The sequence below is a fragment of the Xanthomonas sp. LMG 12462 genome (assembly GCF_009192885.1).
Taxonomy (GTDB): Bacteria; Pseudomonadota; Gammaproteobacteria; order Xanthomonadales; family Xanthomonadaceae; genus Xanthomonas_A; species Xanthomonas_A sontii.
In genome coordinates this window covers 15,647-32,568 of record NZ_NMPP01000026.1, presented here as the reverse complement: position 1 = coordinate 32,568, position 16,922 = coordinate 15,647, and the positions used below count along the sequence as shown (strand labels likewise).

Below are 16,922 nucleotides of genomic sequence, written 5' to 3'. Positions count from 1 at the left end.
GCCATCGCTGCATGCGCCCCTCCCCCGCGGCGCCGAACGAGACCTTTCGCCGATGCTCAAGATCCAGGTCAGCCACTCCTACTTCCTGCGCTACGACCCCAAGCAATGGGAACGCGGCAAGCCGTACCCGCCGCTGGCCACGCTGCAGGTGGCGGCACTGCTGCGTCAGCACGGACACCAGGTGACGCTGTTCGACGCGATGCTGGCCGAGGGCGTGGAGGACTACGACCACGCCGTCCGCACGCAGCGGCCGGACCTGGTGGTGTTCTACGAGGACAACTTCAACTTCCTCACCAAGATGTGCCTGAGCCGGATGCGCGAGGCCGCGTGCCGGATGATCGCCGAGGCGCGCGCCGGCGGCAGCCGGGTACTCGTCGCCGGCTCCGACGCCTCGGACCATCCGGAGGCGTTCCTTGCGGCCGGTGCCGACGCGGTGCTGATCGGCGAAGGCATCGCGGCCTTGCTGGATCTGGTGGCGCGCCTGCAGGCGGAACCGGACATCGACCCGGCGCGCTGGGTGGCCGGCCTCGCCGAGGTGGCCAGCGCGGTGCTGCCGCAACTCAAGCGTGCGCAGATCGGTGCGCGGCCGCCGGATCCGCGGCTGTCGGTCACGGCGGCCTGGGACCTGCTGGATATCCCGCGCTACCGCGCGTTCTGGCAGCAGCGACACGGCCATTTCAGTCTGAACATGGCCGCCTCGCGCGGCTGCCCGTTCCGCTGCAACTGGTGCGCCAAGCCGATCTGGGGCAATCACTACAAGCGCCGCGAGGCACAGGACGTGGCCGCGGAGATGACCCAGCTCAAGCGCAGCTTCGCGCCCGACCATGTGTGGATGGCCGACGACATCTTCGGCTTCCACGTGGACTGGGTGGAGGACTTCGCCGATGCGCTGGCCGCCGCCGACGGCGCGGTGCCCTTCACCATCCAGACCCGTGCCGACCTGTGCAGCGAGCGCATGACCGCCGCCCTGGCACGGGCCGGCTGCCGCGAGGCCTGGATCGGCGCGGAGAGCGGCAGCCAGCGCATCCTCGACAAGATGACCAAGGGCACCGACGTGGACGGCGTGATCGCCGCGCGCCAGCGGCTGGGCGCGCAGGGCATCCGCGTCGGCTTCTTCCTGCAGCTGGGCTACCTGGACGAACAACTCGACGACATCCTCGCCACGCGCCGGCTGGTGGCGCAGGCGCGCCCGGACGACATCGGCGTCAGCGTGTCCTATCCCCTGCCCGGCACCGTGTTCTACCAGCAGGTCAAGGACCAGCTCGGGCGCAAGACCCATTGGCAGGACAGCGACGACCTGGCGATGATGTTCCGTGGCGCCTACGACTCGGCGTTCTACCGCCAGGTACGCGATCTGCTGCACCGGCAGGTGGACCTGCAATGCCGCGAGGATGCGCGCCCGGCACCGACGCACGCGCAGGACTGGGCGGCGCTGGACGCCGACTGGGCAGCGCTGATCGCGCGCGAAGCCGAGCATCGGACCGACGCGCCGCCAGCGCCGGCGGCCAAGGCGGTCGCCGCCGGCGGCAGCCGCCGCATCCCGCTGGTGCAGCGCTCATGAGCGACCTGGCGACGCCCTCGTCACAGGCCGTGGCGGCCGACCTGCTGACAGCGGCAGCCGCGGCGACGCCGGCACACCTGCCGTTGCGGCGCATCGGCCGTGGCCTGCGCCTGGCTACCGAAACCCTGGCGCATGAGCTGGCACGCCCCGGTGCGCCGATGCCGGACTGGAGCGGCCTGCACTGGCAACTGGCCGCAGCGGCGGCGGTCGCGCACGGCGTGGCGCCACTGCTGAGCCAGCGCTCGCAATGGCCGGACCGGCCGTGGCGCGCGTTCCTGGTGGGGCAACGCGAGCACGTGGCACAGCGCTACCAGCGCATCGCGGCGTTGCTGCAGCGAATCGACGCCCTGGCGCAGACCGCCGGCCTGGCGATCGTGCCGCTGAAAGGCGCGGCGCTGCATGCGCAAGGCCTGTATCGGCCGGGCGACCGGCCGATGGCCGACATCGACCTGCTGGTGCGCCCCGAGGACGCCGAGCGTGCCGCGACTTTGCTCGCCGCGCTGGGCTACGTGGCCGAGTTCGCGCAGTGGAAGCACCAGACCTTCCGTCCGGCGCAGGCGCAGGCGGTGGGTGGCCTGGGCGAGCACCGCGACACGCCGATCAACATCGAACTGCACGTGCGCATCCAGGAGCGCCTGCCGCTGCGCACGGTCGACCTCGGTACGCAGCTCCTGCCGGGCGACGGTAGGCCCGGCCTGAATCCCTACCCCAGCAACGGCGCGCTGATGCGCCACCTGTTGCTGCACGCGGCCGGCGGACTGTGCAGCCGCAGCCTGCGGCTGATGCACCTGCACGACCTGGCCTTGCTCGCTCCGCGCATGCGCGCCAGCGACTGGCAGATGCTGACCGGCACCGACGCCTGGTGGGCATGGCCGCCGCTGCGGTTGATGCTGCGTTACTACCGCGCGGCGATTCCGTCGGCGGTGCTCAAGCAATTGCGCGCGCAGTGTCCGCCGCTGTTGCGGCTGTGCGCGCGCGGATTGGACCTGACCGCGGCGTCGTGCTCGCAACTGTGGCTGCCGGCACTGCCGGGCATCGAATGGGCGCGTTCGGGCGGCGAGGTGCTGGACTATCTGCGCCAGCGCCTGCAGCCCTCGGCGGAAAGCCGCCAGGAACGCGCCGAGATGATCCGGACCCAACTGTGGTTGCAGGGCCAGGACTGGGTGCGCCTGCCGCAGCGCCGCCGCGTGCTGCAGCGGTTGCTGCGTCCGGTGCCGCGCATGGACACGCTGTACGCGGTGCGCACCGCGCTGCAGGGCTATGCGCCGTCGTCGGAGTGACGCGCGCCCTCCTAGAGCGCGCAGTAAACGACCGTCGCAGGAGCGGCTTCAGCCGCGACAGCCGTTGGGGCGGCGCACATCGCGGCTGAAGCCTCTCCTACGACAAAACGCGATGCCCTCTTAAAGGCGAAGCGCCGGCACGCCGCGCTGCGCGTCAACCGTTCTGCGCCGCGCGCCGCTCATCGGTGCGGCGCGGTGCGCACAGGCGCTGGTACAGCGCGGTGAAGCCGCGCACGCTGCAGTCGGCGTCCTCGCGCAAGGCCCGGCATTGCGCCGCCCAGGCCAGGCGCAGGCGCAGGTCGTCGTCGCTGAGTACCTGGCGCAGCGCATCGGCCAGCCCGGCCCAGTCGCCCACGGGCACCGCCAGCGCCGCCGACGGCGCCCACTCCTGCAGATGCCCGACCGCGGTGCCCACGGTCGGCACGCCGGCCACCGCCGCTTCCAGCAACACCAGCGGCCCGGCCTCGTGCTGCGACGACAACACCAGCAGATCCGCCGCCTCCACCAGCGGCCGCAGGTCGCGCTGGGTCTTGAAGCCGAGGAAGCGCACGCGCGCGCTCAGGCCCAGCGTGGCGACCAGGCGCTGCATCGCGCCGTCGAGGGTGTCCACGCCGACCAAGTCGATGCGGAAGTCGACCCCGGCGCGGGCCAGCGCAGCGAGTGCGCGCAACAGGGTCGTCTGGTCCTTCACCGGATTGAGGCTGGCCACGTGCAACAGCCGCGCCGGACCCTCCCCGCGCGGGCGCGGCGGGCGCGGTGGCCAGGCGCGCAGGTCCACGCCCAGCGGCACGCGTTCGGCGGCGATGCCCAACGCCCGCAAGCTGTCGAGGATGGGCGCGCTGGCGGCGGTCACCGCACTCGCCAGGCGCAACACCAGCGCTTCGCGCAGCCGCCCCTGCCATTTGCGCCGGCCGCCGTAGCCGATCGCATGCAGTGCGACCAGTTCGCCGCCGGCGATGTGCACCAGGCTCGGCCGCCGCAGCCAGCGCGCTGCCGCCACCGCGATCAGGCTGCAGTGGCCGGAAAACAGCGACTGCACCACGTCGAACGGCGCGCGGCGGTGCTCGGCGCGGATCGCAGCGATCGCCCGCCAGCGCGTACGCGCCGCACCGATGTTGTGGATCCGCGCGCCGAGCAGGTCCCATTGCGCCGGCAGCGGTTCCTGGTGCAGCACGAAGACGTGTAATTCATGCACGCGCGCCAGGCGTTCGATCAGGCTCAGGAAGGCCGGAATCACCCGGTACTCGCCGCTGCGGTCGACGCCGCCCGGCACCACCAGCGCCAGCTTCATGCCGCGCTCCGCGACGTGGCACCGAGCAACTGCGCATAGGCGCGCGCCCAGCGCCGGCCGACTGCCGCGAACGATAGCTGCGCATCGAAATGCGCGCGCACCAGCGCCCGCGACGGCCCGTCGCGCGAGGCCCGCAGCAGCGCGGCGGCCAGGCGTTCGGCGTCGCCGCAGGGCCACAGCGCGCCGACCCGGCCGCCGTCGCTGAGCGCACGGAACGCCGGGATGTCGGTCAACACCGGCACCGTGCCGCAGGCATAGGCCTCCAGCGCCGCGTAGCCGCAGCTCTCGCCCAGGCTGCCGGACACGAACAGGTCGGCCGCGCGCATCAGGGTCTGGATCTGCGCGTGCTCCATTCGGCCCAGCAGGTGCACGCGGCCGGCCAGCCGCGGATCGGCCTGGATGCGCTGTTGCACCACCGGCAGCAGCGGCGCATCGCCGAACGCGCAGAACAGCTGCATCCCGCTCAGCTGCTCGCTGGCGCGGGCCACGCCGTCGAGCACGGTGAGCGGATCCTTGCCCTCGCTCAGATGGCCGACCCACAGCACGCAGGGCGCGCCATGCAGCCCGCTGTCGCGGCGCGCCTGATCGCGCTCGCCGGGAGTGAAGCGGCAACTGGATTCGGGAATGGCGAACAGGCGCGTGGATCCGGCGAACAGTCCGGCGCCGACGAAACCGCGCGCCAGCTCCAGCGAGGTGAAGGCAATGCCGGCGGCGGCGGCGTACCAGCGCCGCCACTGCGGCCGCCGCCACCAGCGCGGCGGACGGTTGGCGTGGTCCTGCAGCAGGATCGGCCGCGATGGCCGCCAGCGCGCCAGCGTCGCCGCCTCGCGCGCGAACTGCAGGCCGTGCACGTGCACCACGTCGGCCTCCAGCTCGGCCAGCAGCGTGGCGAGGCGGCGCAGATGGCGCCGGCGTCCGGTCTCGGCACGGCGCACGAAGTGATAGTTCACGCCGTTGCGCTGCAGTTGCGCATCGACCGCGGCGGCCTGGATCACCGAAACGCGGGTGCCGGCGCTGGCCACCGCCTCGGCGATGTCGGCCAGCGACGGCCACAGCGCGAACGCCTGCTCCGGCGTCACCCCGTCCGGCAACGGCACGAAGTTGAGTTGCACGGCATGCACGGCGCGGTCGACGTTGCCGTCCATGCTCAGATCCCGGATACCTGCGGCCGGTGCAGGCGCACCAGCCGGTTGGCCAGGTTCAGTTCCCATGGCCGGTCGTAGCGCCGGTAGCGGTAGCGCCACGCGGCCAGCGCGCTGAGGCCGCGCTTGGCCCAGCCCGGCGAGCGCTGGTCCTGCGCGGTGGGATAGCGGCAGCGGAGCACGGTGACGAAATCGCGGATGCGCTGGCGCAGCGCATCGGTGAGCCAGGGCGCATCGGCGTGGCAGGCGTAGTCCACCCACTGCGGCTGGGCCCACTCCTCCGGCGTGCGCGGGAACTGCACCGGCACCCCGTCGCGGTCGAGCAAGGGCGTGCCGGCACGGCGGCCGCGGTCCCTCTCGTGGCGGCTGCTCTCCGGCAGCGGCGTGTACACGTAGACGATGATTTCCGACTGCGGGTTGATCCGCTTCAGCTCGCGGATGAACTCGAAGGTCTGCTCGGTCTCGCGTTCGCTGTCCTGCGGCGGCGCGACCATGAACGACAGCTCCGGAATCACCCCGTTGCGCCGGCACAGTTCGGCCACTTCCAGGGTCTGGTCCGGGCGCGTGCCCTTGCGGATCTCCTTGAGCATCGCCCCGCTCGGCGACTCGGCGCCGATGTAGGCCATGCGCAGGCGGCTCTTGCGCACCAGCTTCCAGGTGCTTTCGGACAGGTTGAGCAGCGCGTCGGCGCGGGCGTAGCACCACCACGGCAGTTCCAGCTTCGCCATCACCTCCAGCAGCGGGATCATGTCGGCTTCGCGGTCGAAGAAGTTGTGATCGAAGAACTGGATCGAGTCCGCGCCCAGGCCGTATTTCAGATAGCCCAGCTCGCGCTCCAGGCGGGCCGCGGTCGGCAAGGCGGTGGCGCCGCCGAACATCGCCGCCACCCCGCAGAAGGTGCAACGGAAACGGCAGCCCAGCGCGGCCTGGTGGGAGGCGGTGCGGCGGCCGAGGAAGGTGCGGCCGAGATAGCGGCGCGGTTCGCCGAGCTTCTCGTACGGCAGCGATGGCAACGCGTCGCCGCGCTGGAACGCGCGGTTGCGGTTGTGCACCACGGCGCCGTCGTGCTTCCAGGACAGCCCGTCGACCTGCGCCAGCGTCGGGCCCTCGCCGCGCAAGGCGGCCAGCAGTTCCGGCAAGGTGTCCTCGCCCTGCGCGCGGATCGCGTAGTCCACGTACGGCGCGGCCAGCGCGGTGTCCGGGTACAGCGTGGGAAAATAGCCGCCCCAGACGATCGGCAGCGCCGGGAAGCGCGCACGGATGGCCTGCGACAGTGCGATCGACGGTGCCAGTTGCGGCCCGCCCATCACGCTGATGCCCACCGCATCGAAGCGCTGCTCCTGCAGCGCCTGCAGGCTGCGGTCGATGAAGTCGCGGTCGACGTTGCCGTCGATGATGCGGCTGTCGCCCGTGCGATCCAGCGACGCCGCCAGGTTCAGCAGCGACAGCGGAAAACGGGCGCTGGACGGCTTGGTGATGGTGGGATTGACCAGCAGCGTGTTCGATGTGGAGGACATACGGTGCGGACGCAGGACGGGGGTCACGGCAGGCGCCGCAGGCGCAGCACCAGGGCCACCGGCACCTGCAATGCAGCGGGATCGAAATGGGCACCGGCGGGGATGTCGGCCGGGTCAAGCATCGGTTCGCTGACCGCGTCGATGGCCAGCCCGAGCGCGGCGCAGGCGGCGTGCCAGTGGCTGTACAGGTGCTGGGTGTGGCGCACCGCGTAGCGCTGGCCGCCGGCCTTGAAGTCGCGGCGCCAGCCCAGCGCCGGGCCGATCGGATGCACGTCGCTGCACAGCACCCAACCGCCGGGCCTGGTGACGCGGCGCAACTCGGCCAGGGCCAGCGGCAACTGCGGCAGATGTCCCAGCGCCAGCGCGCAGATGCTGAGGTCGGTGCTGGCATCGGCCAGCGGCAAGGCCTCCAGGCGGCCTTCGTGCAGCGCGTAGCGGCCGGTATAGACGTCGCTCAGTTCCTGCGCGGCGCGTGCCAGCATCTGCGGCGACAGGTCCACGCCGGTGACGTGGCCGGCGCCACGCTGCAGCGCATGCAGCAGGTAGCGGCCGCTACCGCAGCCGGCATCGAGCACGTGCTGGCCGCGCAACGACGGCGGCAGCAAGGCCAGCATGGCGCGCTGTTCGGCCTGCATCACCGGGTTGTGCGCCTGCGCCGGGTAGCTGTCCGCCCACAGCGCATAGGCGGTCAGCGGATCGAGGGTCGGGACGCCGCTCATGCCGTGCATTCCTGCGACAGTTGTGTCGTGTGTGAACGCGGTGGCGCAACGTGAAGTTCCAGGCCCGGCTCCAGCGCGAGCAGCGTCGGGTCTGCCAGCTCCGCTGCGAGCAGCTTGGGGGTCCCGTCCAGCGTCACCGGTACCGTGTCCACGCGGGCGGCAGCGAACCACGCGGCGAAATCGGGATCGGCGATCCGCGGCCGCCCGTCGCGCACGACCGCGCGCAATGCGCTGCGCGGCAGCCCGACCAGGCTGTTGGCAGGCGCCCCGCCACGGTCGGCGACGATCAGCAGATCGGCGTGTGCGCCCGTCGCCAGATGCCCGCGATCCGGCATGCGCAGGATGTCGGCCGCGGCGGTCGTGGCCAGGCGCAGTGCCTGGGTCGGGTCCAGGCCGTGGGCGGCAGCCAGGCGCAGATCCTCGAGCAGGTCGCGGCCGCCGCTGACCCGCGCATCGCTGCCCAGCGCCAGGCGCCCGGCCGCGCTCAGGCGCTGCGGATCGAGGGTGCGTCCGAGCAGGGTCAGGTTGCTGCTCGGGCACCACACCACCGCCGCGCCGCAGGCGAGCACGCGGGCGACGTCGTCCGCGCCCAGGCCCACGCCGTGGATCAGCACCGTGTTGTCCGCCAGATAGCCACGCCGCTCCAGCTCGGCGAGTTCGCTGGCGGCCACCGCGTCGGTACCTTCGGCCAGGTGGATCATCCACGGCCAGCCGGCGGCGGACGCCGCGGCGAAGCTCTGTGCCAGCGGCGGTCCGTAGTCGGGGCCGTGCAAGGTGTAGCTCCAGCCGAACTCGCGCAGCAGCGCCACCGGGAAGTCGGCCGCATCCAGCGCCGGATGCCAGGGGTCGTGGTGGGCCACGCAGGTCACCCCGGCCAGCAGGTTCTTCAACCCGCCATGGCGCAGCCGCAGCGACTTGGGCAGGGCCAGCGCGGCGGTCACCGCCGGCGTGCGGAAATGCGCGGCGAAGGCGTCGATCCAGGCATAGCTGTTGGCGAACGGCGCAGCCTGCGGCAGCGGCGGCACCGCATTGACGTGCAGATGCTCGTGGGCGTTGATCAAGCCGGGCAGCACCAATTGCCCGTGCAGATCGATGCGCAGCGCGGCCGGCGTGGCCGCCGCGGCGATCCGGCCGGCGCGCAGCGCCAGCGGCGCGTGCACCGCCCCACAGGCGTGCGCGACGCGCGCACCCTCCAGGCAGAGGTCGATGGGGGCGGCAGACGCGGTCATGCTCAGCGCTTGCGCAGCACGATCAGGAAGTGATCGCCCATGTCGCGCAGCAGCGGCCAGCCGCCGATGCGGTCATCGAGGCGGCCGAGCGCCTCGCCCAGGCGCGGATGGCGCTGGTAGTGGTCGACCAGGTACGGCGGCGGCAGGCACAGGCTGAGCGCGCGGTACGACTCCAGCGCGAAATGCGGCGCGAACGCGCGGTAGAACTCGCGTGGGAAGTAGTACCAGGTCCAGATCGTGTGCCCGTTCATGCCCACGGCGGTGGCGCCACGTGCGGCGCGGACGGCGGCACGGCGAACGCGGCCGCGCAGCAGGTAGTGGCCCAGCTCCCACGGGCACAGGCGGCCGATCACCGAGAACACCAGGCGGCCGTCGCGGCGCAGCAGCCGTGCGCAGTGGCGCGCGACGTCGGGCAGGTCCGGCGCGCAGTTGAGCGGGCCGAAGTTGGAGTACATGCCGTCGAACTCGCCGTCGAGCAGATCCAGTTGCTGGATGCCGACATGGGCCACGCTGAGCCGGCCGCGCAGACTGGGATCCTGCGCGCGGGCGCGGGTGCGCTCCACCATCTGCGGCGACCAGTCGGTGGCCAGCACGCGGTAGCCGCGCTGGGCGAAGGCGTGCGCATCGAGGCCGGTGCCGCAGCCCAGATCGACCAGCCGCGAGCCGACCGGCAACTGCGTCGCCACCGTGTCCCACAGGGTGGTGCGCATGCGCTGGATCAGCGCGTTGTTGCCGCGCGGGCCGTCGTAATCGGCGGCCACGCTGTCGAAGGCGCGCTGCGTGTCCAGCAACCGCACCGGGTCCAGAGTGGTCGTGTGCGCCGTTGCACCCGCCTTGCCATTCGCTGTCACCTGCACCTCTCCACTGCCCTGCCCTTGTCGGAATCCGCGCGCATCGAGCGCGCGGTACTGCAGGTAGGTGCGGCGGCAGCGCCGTTTGGTTGAATCGACGAGCTGCTGTTATGCGGCGGCGACGCTCGCCCCTGTCGGCCGCGCCTGCCGCCGGCGCAGCGCATTGCGCGCCACCGCGGCCAGTACGCCGCCGCCGAGCCCTGCCAGCAGCGCCACCGCCAGCACCAGCACCGGGTTGGGAAACGCCGCGCGCGGCGGCACGTAGGTCTCCCAGGGCGCCGAGGTGTCGTAGGTGTAGCGCGTGCCGAGCCGGCCAAGCAGATCCTCGCGCTCGGCTTTGAGGCCGCGCAGCGTGGTGGTCTTCTCCGACAGCAGCATGTTGCCGAGCAATTGCTGCTCGACGCTGCCGCGGCCTTCGCGTTGCTGCTGCAGCAGGCGGTCGCGCTCAGCCTGGGTGGCGGCGATGTCCGCGGCCAGCTCCTGCAGCCGCGCCGTGGCCTGCTGCAGCGGACCGGCCTGGATGCGCCGGTGCAGCGCCTGCAACTGCGCGATGGTGGCCGTGGCCAGTTGTCGCGCCTGCTGCGGCGATTGCGCGCGCAGGGTCAACTGGATCAGGTTGGCATACGGGTCGGGATCCAGCTTCAGGCTGTCGCGGTACAGCGCGGCCTGGCGGCTGTCCAGGGCCACGCCGGCGCTGTGCAGCACCTGTTCCTGGAACTGCCGGGTCTTGATCCGGTCGATCACCCGCTGGAACGGCTCCAGCTTGGGGTCGCGCCCGGCCGGGGTCGGGCCGAACTCGCCGACCTGTACCCAGGCGGTCGCTTGCCACTGGCGGGTTGCACCGTGCAGGAACAACGCCGCCAGCGCCAATGCCAGCAGCAGCGGCAGCAGGCACCAGCGCCATTCGCGCCGCAGGATCCGCCACAGGTCGAGCAGGTAGATTTCGTCTTGGGGCATGGCGGTGTCGGTCATGGCAGCGGGAATCTCGAGGAAACGGAAGGCAGGGCCACGTCCGCGGCGGGCGCGCGGCGGTTCGGCAGCAAGGCGCTGCAGGCGTGCAACAGCAGGCACAGCGCGACGAAGCCGGCATTGGTCCAGGTGAATGCCTGCGGCGCGAACGGCGACATCACGCAGGCATAGGCAATGCGCAGGAACACCAGCAGGTTGAACAGCGCCACGCCGCGTCCGAGCAGGCGCACGCTCCACAGCAGCGACGCGTACAGCGCCAGCATCGCCGCCAGCGCGATGCCGGGGCCGCCGGCCAGGAGGAACGGCAGGAACTCGGTGCCGACATTGATGTTCGGCGCATCCAGCGGGATGCCGGTCCCGGCGGTGGCGATGGAACCGCTGAGCGGCACCAGTTGGTTGATCAGGAAACTGGCGTTGGCGTAGCCCTTGCTGAGCAGCGCGCCGAAGTTGTACGGGCCGGCGCCGATGTACAGCAGCAGCCACTTGATGCCCTGCGGCGCGGCCCGGTACAGCGCGCCGAACGGCAGCGCCACCGAATCCAGCGAGCCGGAACGCAGCGTGCCCAACAGCGAGAACGCGGCGGCGCCGGCGCACAGCAGCGCCAGTACCCGTTTCCACGGCAACGGCCGCGCCGGGTCGCGGCGCAGCAACAGCAACAGGCCGACGCTGAACACTGCCGCGAACAGGCGGTTGCGGTCGATCACCAACACCGGGAACGCGAAGCCAGCCAGCAGCAGCGCGTTGCGCACGCTGCGCTCGCGCACGCACAGCAGGCCGATCGGCGGCAGGATCCAGCACATGTTCGACACATGCCGCACGTGCGCTTGCAGCGGGCTCAGGTCGGCGTAGGCGGAGGGGTTGTGCAGCAACGGGATCGGGAACAGCAGCAGGTCCAGCAGGCAGAACAGCCCCACCGCCGCGGCGAGGCCGAGCGCGACGAAGGCCTCGCGCGTGCCGGCGTACTCGCGCGACCGGAACGCCGCCAGCGGCGGCAGGCGGATGCCGAGCAGCGCATCCAGGCCCAGCGTCGCCAGCGCCACGGCGGCCAGCAGTGCGATGCCGGCGAGATAGCCCGGCGGCAGGTCGAAGGTGAGCAAGGTCAGCGCGCAGCTCAGCAGCAGCGGCAGGCCGAAATACGCCGACGGCAGGCGCAGCAGCCGGCTCACGCGCGCTCGGCCAGCGCAGGCTGGCCGCCCTGGCGCAGCCGCGCCAACAGCGACAGCCACGCATGCGCCAGCAGGTGTCCGCCCAGCGCCAGCGGGCTGCGCCGCAGGAACGCGATCTTCGCGGCGATGTAGTGCGCCTGCGCGTGCAGCAGGGTGCGGCAGGCCGGATCGAACAAGCGCGCGCGGCGCAGCGCCACCTGTCGCGACTCGGCCAGGTTGGCCAGGCGGCTGGGCAGGTGCCGGGTGCGGCTGGCGTTGTGGTCGTGCACGCGGTAGGCGCAGACCGCCACGTCCAGGAAACCCAGCGCGTCGCGCGCGACCAGGCGCAGGAAGAAGTCCCAGTCCTCGATGCGCAGGCCCTCGTCCCATTCGGCGCCCGGCTGCAGCGCGCTGCGCCGGACCAGCGCCACCGCCCCGCTCACCGCCCAGTGCCGGATCACCGCGCGGCGGATGCCGGCCTCGCTCAGGTACAGGCGTTTGTCCACGCCGTGCAGGTCGCGCATGCTGCTCTGGTGCACGGTGCGGCCCTGGGTGTCGACCACGATGGCGTCGCCGATCACCGCGGCCTTGTGCGGATGCGCGCTCAGGTAGGCCACCTGTACGCCCAGCCCGCCGGGCAGCAGATAGTCGTCGCTGGCCCCCAGGCGCAGGAACTCGCCGCGCGCCATCGCCACCAGGTGGTTGAGCGTGGCGGCGATGCCGAGGTTCTCGCGCGGCCAGAAGCGCACGTGCAATCTGTCGCCGTGCTGCGCGATCCACTCGGCGATGCGCTCGGCGGTGCCGTCGCTGGAGCCGTCGTCGACGATCACCAGCTCCTTGTTCGGGTACGGGTCTTCCAGCACGCTGTCCAGGCAGCGCTGCACGAAGCGCGCGTGGTTGTAGGCCGGAATCAGCACCGACACCAGCGGCAGCGTTGGCGGGGTATACGTTGCGTCCATCAGCCCAGTCCTCGCAGGTAGCGGCGCACCACCAGCATGTTGAACGCCAGGTACAGCGCGTAGTTGCAGGCGAACGCGTAGACCGCGCCGATCAGGCCCATGCGCGCGGTGAACAGCACCACCAGGCCAAGGTAGCTGGCGGCGAACAGACATTCGGAGAGCACGAACAGCCGCGTCATCGCCTTGGCCAGCATCAGGTAGGACAGCACGAAGGAGGCGATCTTGAGCACGTCGCCGAGCAGTTGCGGCGCGTACAGCGACAATGCAGCGGCGAAATCGGCCGAGAACAGCAGTCGGGTGATCCAGTCGCGGCACAGGTACACCGCCGCTGCGGCGAGGAGCACCGCCGGCAGCACGTAGCGATAGGCACCGCGCAGTTCCTGCCACAGCGCCTGCCGCGTATGCAACGCCGCCAACTTGGGCAGGTAGTAGACGTTGATGGCGTTGGTGAAGAACAGCAGATAGGCATCGGAGACGCGGCTCACCGCCTGCCAGTAACCGACCTGCTGCCAGCCGAACTGGCCGGCCAGATGATCGCGCACGCCGATGTTGACCAGCAGCGGCAGCAGCGCGGAGGCCAGGGTCATGACCGAGAAGCCGGCCAGTCGCCGCACCATCGCCGGATCGAAACGGATGCGCAGCATCTCGCGGCGGAAATACGGGCTGCGTCGCAGCGCCGGCACGCCGGCGCACAGCCAGGCCACCTGCCCCAGCACCAGGCCCAGCAGCGCCCCGGACAGGCCCATGCCGTGCGCCAGCGCGGCCACCAGCAGCACGCTCAGCACCGCGCCGCTGACCTGGACGAAGGCCAGCCGACGCACGTCCATGAAACCGTTGACCACCGCCAGGATGTAGTTGGCCAGCGCAATGCCGAGCTGCGCCACCGCCAGCACGCAGATCAGCGGCTGGTACTGCGCATCGCCGAGCAGGCGCTCGGCGATCAGGCGGCTGCACAGCAGCGCGGCCACGCCCATCGCGACCGCAGCGACGCAGGCGTAGCCGAGTGCGCTGCCGAGCAGCCGGGTCAGTGCCGGTGCATCGTCGCGGTACTCGGCCACGTACTTGACCACGCCGGCGCCGATGCCGCCGCCTGCCACCACCGCCAGCAGCGACATCAGGCTGGTGAACTGGCCGAGCCGGGCCACCCCGGCCGGGCCGGCGTACACCGCCACCAGCTTCAGCACCAGCAACGCGGACAGCAGCTTGGCCGCGGTGGCCACGCCGCTGTACACGCCGCTGCGCAGCACGTTCATGCCGCCACACCCCCGAAACGCTGGCAGGCATCGATCACCTGCGCCACTGCCGCAGCGTCCAGCGTCGGGCCGATCGGCAGGCTCAACACCTCCGCACCCAAGCGCTCGCACAGCGGCAACTGCAGGGTGGCCAGTTCCGGATAGGCCGGCTGCCGATGCGGCGGCGTCGGATAATGCACCAGGCAGTGCACGCCCTGGGCCTGTAGATGCCGTTGCAGCGCGTCGCGCTGCGCGCAGCGCACCACGAACAGGTGCCAGGCATGCGCCGCCGGGTCGGCCACCTGCGGCACGGCGATCTGCGGATGCGCGATGCCGTCGAGGTAGCGCTGGGCGATCGCGCGGCGCGCGGCGATATCGGCGTCTAGGTGGCGCAGCTTGACCCGCAACAGCGCCGCCTGCAGCTCGTCCAGGCGCGAGTTCACGCCCTGCACGAGATGCCGGTACTTGATGTCCGAGCCGTAGTTGCGCAGCACGCGGAGTTGCGTCGCAAGTTCGTCGTCGTCGGTGGTCACGGCGCCGCCGTCGCCCAACGCGCCCAGGTTCTTGCCGGGGAAGAAGCTGAAGCCGGCGGCGTCGCCGAAGCTGCCCGCATGGCGGCCGTCGCGGCGCGCGCCATGCGCCTGCGCGGCGTCCTCGAGCAGCAGCACCCCATGGCGTTCGGCGATGGCACGCAGTGCGGCCATGTCGGCCAGCTGTCCGTACAGGTGGACCGCCAGGATCGCCCTGGTGCGCGGGCCGATCGCCCGCTCCACCTGCGCCGGATCCAGATTGAAGCTGCCCGCCTCCGGCTCCAGCGGTACCGGCCGCAGCCGGTTCTCGCTGATCGCCAGGAAGCTGGCGATGAAGGTGTTGCCCGGCACCAGCACCTCGTCGCCTTCGTGCAGCCGGCCCAGCGCACGGTAGCCGCGCAGGATCAGGGTCAGCGCGTCCATGCCGTTGCCGACGCCGACGGCGTGGGCCGTGCCGCAGTACGCGGCGAACTCGCGCTCGAACGCCTCCAGCTCCTCGCCGAGCACATACCAGCCCGAATCGATCACCCGTGCCGCTGCGGCCTTGAGCTCGTCGGCATAGCGCGCGTTGCTTGCCCGCAGATCCAGGAACGGCACGCTGGCTGGCGGCAGGCTCATTGCAACTCCCAACGGTAGAAATCGTGAACCACCGCGCGCGCGCCGAAGCGCTCCTTCTGCTCGACCAGGCCGGCATTGAGCACCTGGCCCTGCTGCTCGGTGGAAATGCCCAGGCTGAGGAAGTCGCGCTGCGCGTAGACTTGTTCGATCAACTCGGCCAGCAGCAGGCTCAGCGCATCGGCGCGGCGGCCCTGCTCCGAGCAGGCCAGGTACTGGGTGTGGACGACGTGGCCGAAGTCGTACACCAGCGTGGCGGCCAGCAGCTCGCCGCCGTCGCGGACTTCATACGGCACGATCTGCGCCGGGAAGCGCGCGCGCAGCAGGCGCAGTTCGTCCAGGCTGTGGGTCGGACGCGCGTCGTGGCGTTGCAGGACCTGGCCCAGCAGCGCATGCAGCGGCGCCGGGTCGTCCACGCGCTGCACGTGCAGCCCGGCGCGGCGCGCCTTGGCCACCGAGCGCTTGCGTGCGGCAGCGAAGCGCGGCGGCACGCGCAGCGGCACCGCCGAGGACAGGTCGCGACGGTCAAGATGCGCACCGAACCGATGCAGCGCGTACAGGTCCTCTTCTGCCGGACTGCGGTGGAACAGATGCGGCACCGCCTTGTACAGCAGGGTGCGCACGCCGGCGTCGCGGTAATGCGCCGCGATGCGCTCGAACACTTCCAGCGTCGCCGTCGCGCGCAGCGCGTGGGTCGATACCAGACCGGCATAGCTGAGTCCGGCATGGCTGGTCACCACGTCGCCGTCGCGGTTGGCCGGGAACACCGCCACCGGCGTGCCAGCGTCCTCGACCAGCAAGGAGGCATCGACGAAGCGCGCCGCGTGATAGTCCATGTAGCCGCGCCGGTGCAGCAGATTGCCGTTGCGCGAGGCCTCCACCACGGCATCCCACAGCGGTGCGTCGGCCGCGGTGTAGGCCCTAACCGACAGCATCGTCATCCTCCCAGACGGTGCCAGCGGGCAGCACCGCCTCGGCCACGCCGAAGCCGTCGCGGCCCATGTCGTTGCCGTTGTAAAACAGCAACAGCCGCTCATCATGGCGGATCAGTGCCGGATAGCACAGCGTGCGCGCATCCCAGCCATCGGCCGACAGCGGCAGGCCCAGCGCCGCGTCGCAGCGCTGCCAGTGGCGGCCGTCGTCGCTGATTGCCATGCCCGGCAGATAGGCGCCGCCGCGGCTGCCGTGGGTGAACAGCATCAGGTAGCGGCCATCGCATCGGTACACTCGCGGGCGGCCGATGCGGTACTCGTCGCCCTGCGACTGCAGGCACACCGTGTCCTGCCGCGGGATCGCCTGCAGATCGTCGGTCTCCACGCAGCGAATGTGGTAGCGCGGATACGGCGTGCCACCGAGCCATTCCCAGTCGTCGCCCACCGCGTACCAGAGCTGCCAGCGGCCAGCGCGATAGCGCGCCGAATGCACCGCGGCGATGGTGCTGCGGCCCGGCGCGCGGTCCAGCAGCGGCGTGTCCTGGCGGCGCTGGAACGTGTCGCCGCCGTCGGTGGACACCGCCAGGCCGGTGAAGGCCAGGAACTTGGCCTTCGCCACCTGCTGGAAGCCGACGTAGAACATGTAGAGACCGTCCGGCCCGTGCACCACGTCGCCGAGGATCATGCCGTTGTCGTCGAAACAGCCGTCGCGGCCGATGTCCAGTACGGGGGCTGCGCTGACGCCCAGCACCCGGGTCGGATCGTCGGCGCGCACGTCGACGTAGCCGATGCGACTGACGCCGGCGTCGTCGCGAAAGCCGGCGTAGATGCGCAGACGCTCGGCATCCAGGCGCAGCGGCGTGGGCGTCAGCGCCGAATGCCGCATCCAGCCGCCGACGCCATCGCGTGCGGTATCGAAGACAAGACCACGTTTGTGCCAGGCGAACATG

The 16,922-nt window shown here is 71.4% G+C and carries 15 protein-coding genes; 2 read left to right on the top strand and 13 right to left on the bottom strand.

All coding sequences use genetic code 11. The features are described 5' to 3' along the window. Nucleotides 1-52: 52 nt before the first annotated feature. Both CEK69_RS07415 and CEK69_RS07410 read left to right on the top strand, forming a co-directional pair. Nucleotides 53-1,561, top strand: a complete 1,509-nt coding sequence (locus tag CEK69_RS07415) for a radical SAM protein (protein ID WP_152240452.1) — start codon at nucleotides 53-55, stop codon at nucleotides 1,559-1,561. Further along, nucleotides 1,558-2,841, top strand: a complete 1,284-nt coding sequence (locus tag CEK69_RS07410; protein ID WP_152244773.1) for a nucleotidyltransferase family protein — start codon at nucleotides 1,558-1,560, stop codon at nucleotides 2,839-2,841. Before CEK69_RS07415 ends, CEK69_RS07410 begins: the two co-directional genes overlap by 4 nt. Nucleotides 2,842-2,995: 154 nt before the next feature. Here CEK69_RS07410 and CEK69_RS07405 read toward each other — a convergent pair whose 3' ends face one another. The 13 genes from CEK69_RS07405 to CEK69_RS07345 form a co-directional block, all read right to left on the bottom strand. Continuing rightward, entirely contained in the window at nucleotides 2,996-4,132 is a 1,137-nt protein-coding gene (locus CEK69_RS07405; protein WP_150409116.1) for a glycosyltransferase family 4 protein, read from the bottom strand. Then, a complete protein-coding gene (locus CEK69_RS07400) occupies nucleotides 4,129-5,277 on the bottom strand; it encodes a glycosyltransferase family 4 protein (protein WP_193313924.1) in 1,149 nt (382 codons plus the stop codon). The genes CEK69_RS07405 and CEK69_RS07400 overlap by 4 nt, the downstream gene beginning before the upstream one ends. A 2-nt stretch (nucleotides 5,278-5,279) precedes the next feature. Next, nucleotides 5,280-6,791 (bottom strand): radical SAM protein, encoded by a 1,512-nt coding sequence (locus tag CEK69_RS07395; protein WP_152244771.1) that lies wholly within the window; start codon nucleotides 6,789-6,791, stop codon nucleotides 5,280-5,282. A gap of 23 nt (nucleotides 6,792-6,814) precedes the next feature. Next, nucleotides 6,815-7,510, bottom strand: coding sequence for a methyltransferase domain-containing protein (locus CEK69_RS07390; RefSeq protein ID WP_152244769.1), 696 nt, complete (start codon nucleotides 7,508-7,510; stop codon nucleotides 6,815-6,817). After that, the gene (locus CEK69_RS07385) at nucleotides 7,507-8,739 is read right to left on the bottom strand and encodes an amidohydrolase family protein (RefSeq protein WP_152244767.1); all 1,233 of its coding nucleotides are present in this window, start codon (nucleotides 8,737-8,739) and stop codon (nucleotides 7,507-7,509) included. The genes CEK69_RS07390 and CEK69_RS07385 overlap by 4 nt, the downstream gene beginning before the upstream one ends. A gap of 2 nt (nucleotides 8,740-8,741) precedes the next feature. After that, nucleotides 8,742-9,590 (bottom strand): class I SAM-dependent methyltransferase, encoded by an 849-nt coding sequence (locus CEK69_RS07380; RefSeq protein WP_152244765.1) that lies wholly within the window; start codon nucleotides 9,588-9,590, stop codon nucleotides 8,742-8,744. Nucleotides 9,591-9,698: 108 nt separating this feature from the next. After that, complete coding sequence (locus CEK69_RS07375) at nucleotides 9,699-10,547, bottom strand: Wzz/FepE/Etk N-terminal domain-containing protein (RefSeq protein WP_152244763.1); 849 nt, start codon at nucleotides 10,545-10,547, stop codon at nucleotides 9,699-9,701. A gap of 11 nt (nucleotides 10,548-10,558) precedes the next feature. Continuing rightward, the gene (locus CEK69_RS07370; RefSeq protein ID WP_152244761.1) at nucleotides 10,559-11,725 is read right to left on the bottom strand and encodes a hypothetical protein; all 1,167 of its coding nucleotides are present in this window, start codon (nucleotides 11,723-11,725) and stop codon (nucleotides 10,559-10,561) included. After that, nucleotides 11,722-12,663, bottom strand: a complete 942-nt coding sequence (locus tag CEK69_RS07365) for a glycosyltransferase (RefSeq protein WP_152244759.1) — start codon at nucleotides 12,661-12,663, stop codon at nucleotides 11,722-11,724. The genes CEK69_RS07370 and CEK69_RS07365 overlap by 4 nt, the downstream gene beginning before the upstream one ends. Further along, nucleotides 12,663-13,916 carry an O-antigen translocase gene (locus CEK69_RS07360; RefSeq protein ID WP_152244757.1) on the bottom strand — a complete coding sequence of 418 codons (1,254 nt, stop codon included), beginning with the start codon at nucleotides 13,914-13,916 and terminating at the stop codon, nucleotides 12,663-12,665. The genes CEK69_RS07365 and CEK69_RS07360 overlap by 1 nt, the downstream gene beginning before the upstream one ends. Next, the gene (locus CEK69_RS07355; RefSeq protein WP_152244755.1) at nucleotides 13,913-15,043 is read right to left on the bottom strand and encodes a DegT/DnrJ/EryC1/StrS family aminotransferase; all 1,131 of its coding nucleotides are present in this window, start codon (nucleotides 15,041-15,043) and stop codon (nucleotides 13,913-13,915) included. The genes CEK69_RS07360 and CEK69_RS07355 overlap by 4 nt, the downstream gene beginning before the upstream one ends. Next, on the bottom strand, nucleotides 15,040-15,975 hold the full coding sequence (locus CEK69_RS07350) for a GNAT family N-acetyltransferase (RefSeq protein WP_152244753.1): 936 nt from the start codon (nucleotides 15,973-15,975) through the stop codon (nucleotides 15,040-15,042). Before CEK69_RS07350 ends, CEK69_RS07355 begins: the two co-directional genes overlap by 4 nt. Beyond that, nucleotides 15,962-16,921: a hypothetical protein gene (locus CEK69_RS07345; RefSeq protein WP_152244751.1), complete on the bottom strand. Its 960-nt coding sequence runs from the start codon at nucleotides 16,919-16,921 to the stop codon at nucleotides 15,962-15,964. The genes CEK69_RS07350 and CEK69_RS07345 overlap by 14 nt, the downstream gene beginning before the upstream one ends. Nucleotide 16,922 lies beyond the last annotated feature (1 nt).

Bases quoted from the DNA above. Each gene is read 5' to 3' on its own strand.
- CEK69_RS07415 (WP_152240452.1), top strand. From the start codon at position 53: ATGCTCAAGATCCAGGTCAGCCACTCCTACTTCCTGCGCTACGACCCC.
- CEK69_RS07410 (WP_152244773.1), top strand. From the start codon at position 1,558: ATGAGCGACCTGGCGACGCCCTCGTCACAGGCCGTGGCGGCCGACCTG.
- CEK69_RS07405 (WP_150409116.1), bottom strand. From the start codon at position 4,132: ATGAAGCTGGCGCTGGTGGTGCCGGGCGGCGTCGACCGCAGCGGCGAG.
- CEK69_RS07400 (WP_193313924.1), bottom strand. From the start codon at position 5,277: ATGGACGGCAACGTCGACCGCGCCGTGCATGCCGTGCAACTCAACTTC.
- CEK69_RS07395 (WP_152244771.1), bottom strand. From the start codon at position 6,791: ATGTCCTCCACATCGAACACGCTGCTGGTCAATCCCACCATCACCAAG.
- CEK69_RS07390 (WP_152244769.1), bottom strand. From the start codon at position 7,510: ATGAGCGGCGTCCCGACCCTCGATCCGCTGACCGCCTATGCGCTGTGG.
- CEK69_RS07385 (WP_152244767.1), bottom strand. From the start codon at position 8,739: ATGACCGCGTCTGCCGCCCCCATCGACCTCTGCCTGGAGGGTGCGCGC.
- CEK69_RS07375 (WP_152244763.1), bottom strand. From the start codon at position 10,547: ATGCCCCAAGACGAAATCTACCTGCTCGACCTGTGGCGGATCCTGCGG.
- CEK69_RS07365 (WP_152244759.1), bottom strand. From the start codon at position 12,663: ATGGACGCAACGTATACCCCGCCAACGCTGCCGCTGGTGTCGGTGCTG.
- CEK69_RS07360 (WP_152244757.1), bottom strand. From the start codon at position 13,916: ATGAACGTGCTGCGCAGCGGCGTGTACAGCGGCGTGGCCACCGCGGCC.
- CEK69_RS07355 (WP_152244755.1), bottom strand. From the start codon at position 15,043: ATGAGCCTGCCGCCAGCCAGCGTGCCGTTCCTGGATCTGCGGGCAAGC.
- CEK69_RS07350 (WP_152244753.1), bottom strand. From the start codon at position 15,975: ATGCTGTCGGTTAGGGCCTACACCGCGGCCGACGCACCGCTGTGGGAT.
- CEK69_RS07345 (WP_152244751.1), bottom strand. From the start codon at position 16,921: ATGTTCGCCTGGCACAAACGTGGTCTTGTCTTCGATACCGCACGCGAT.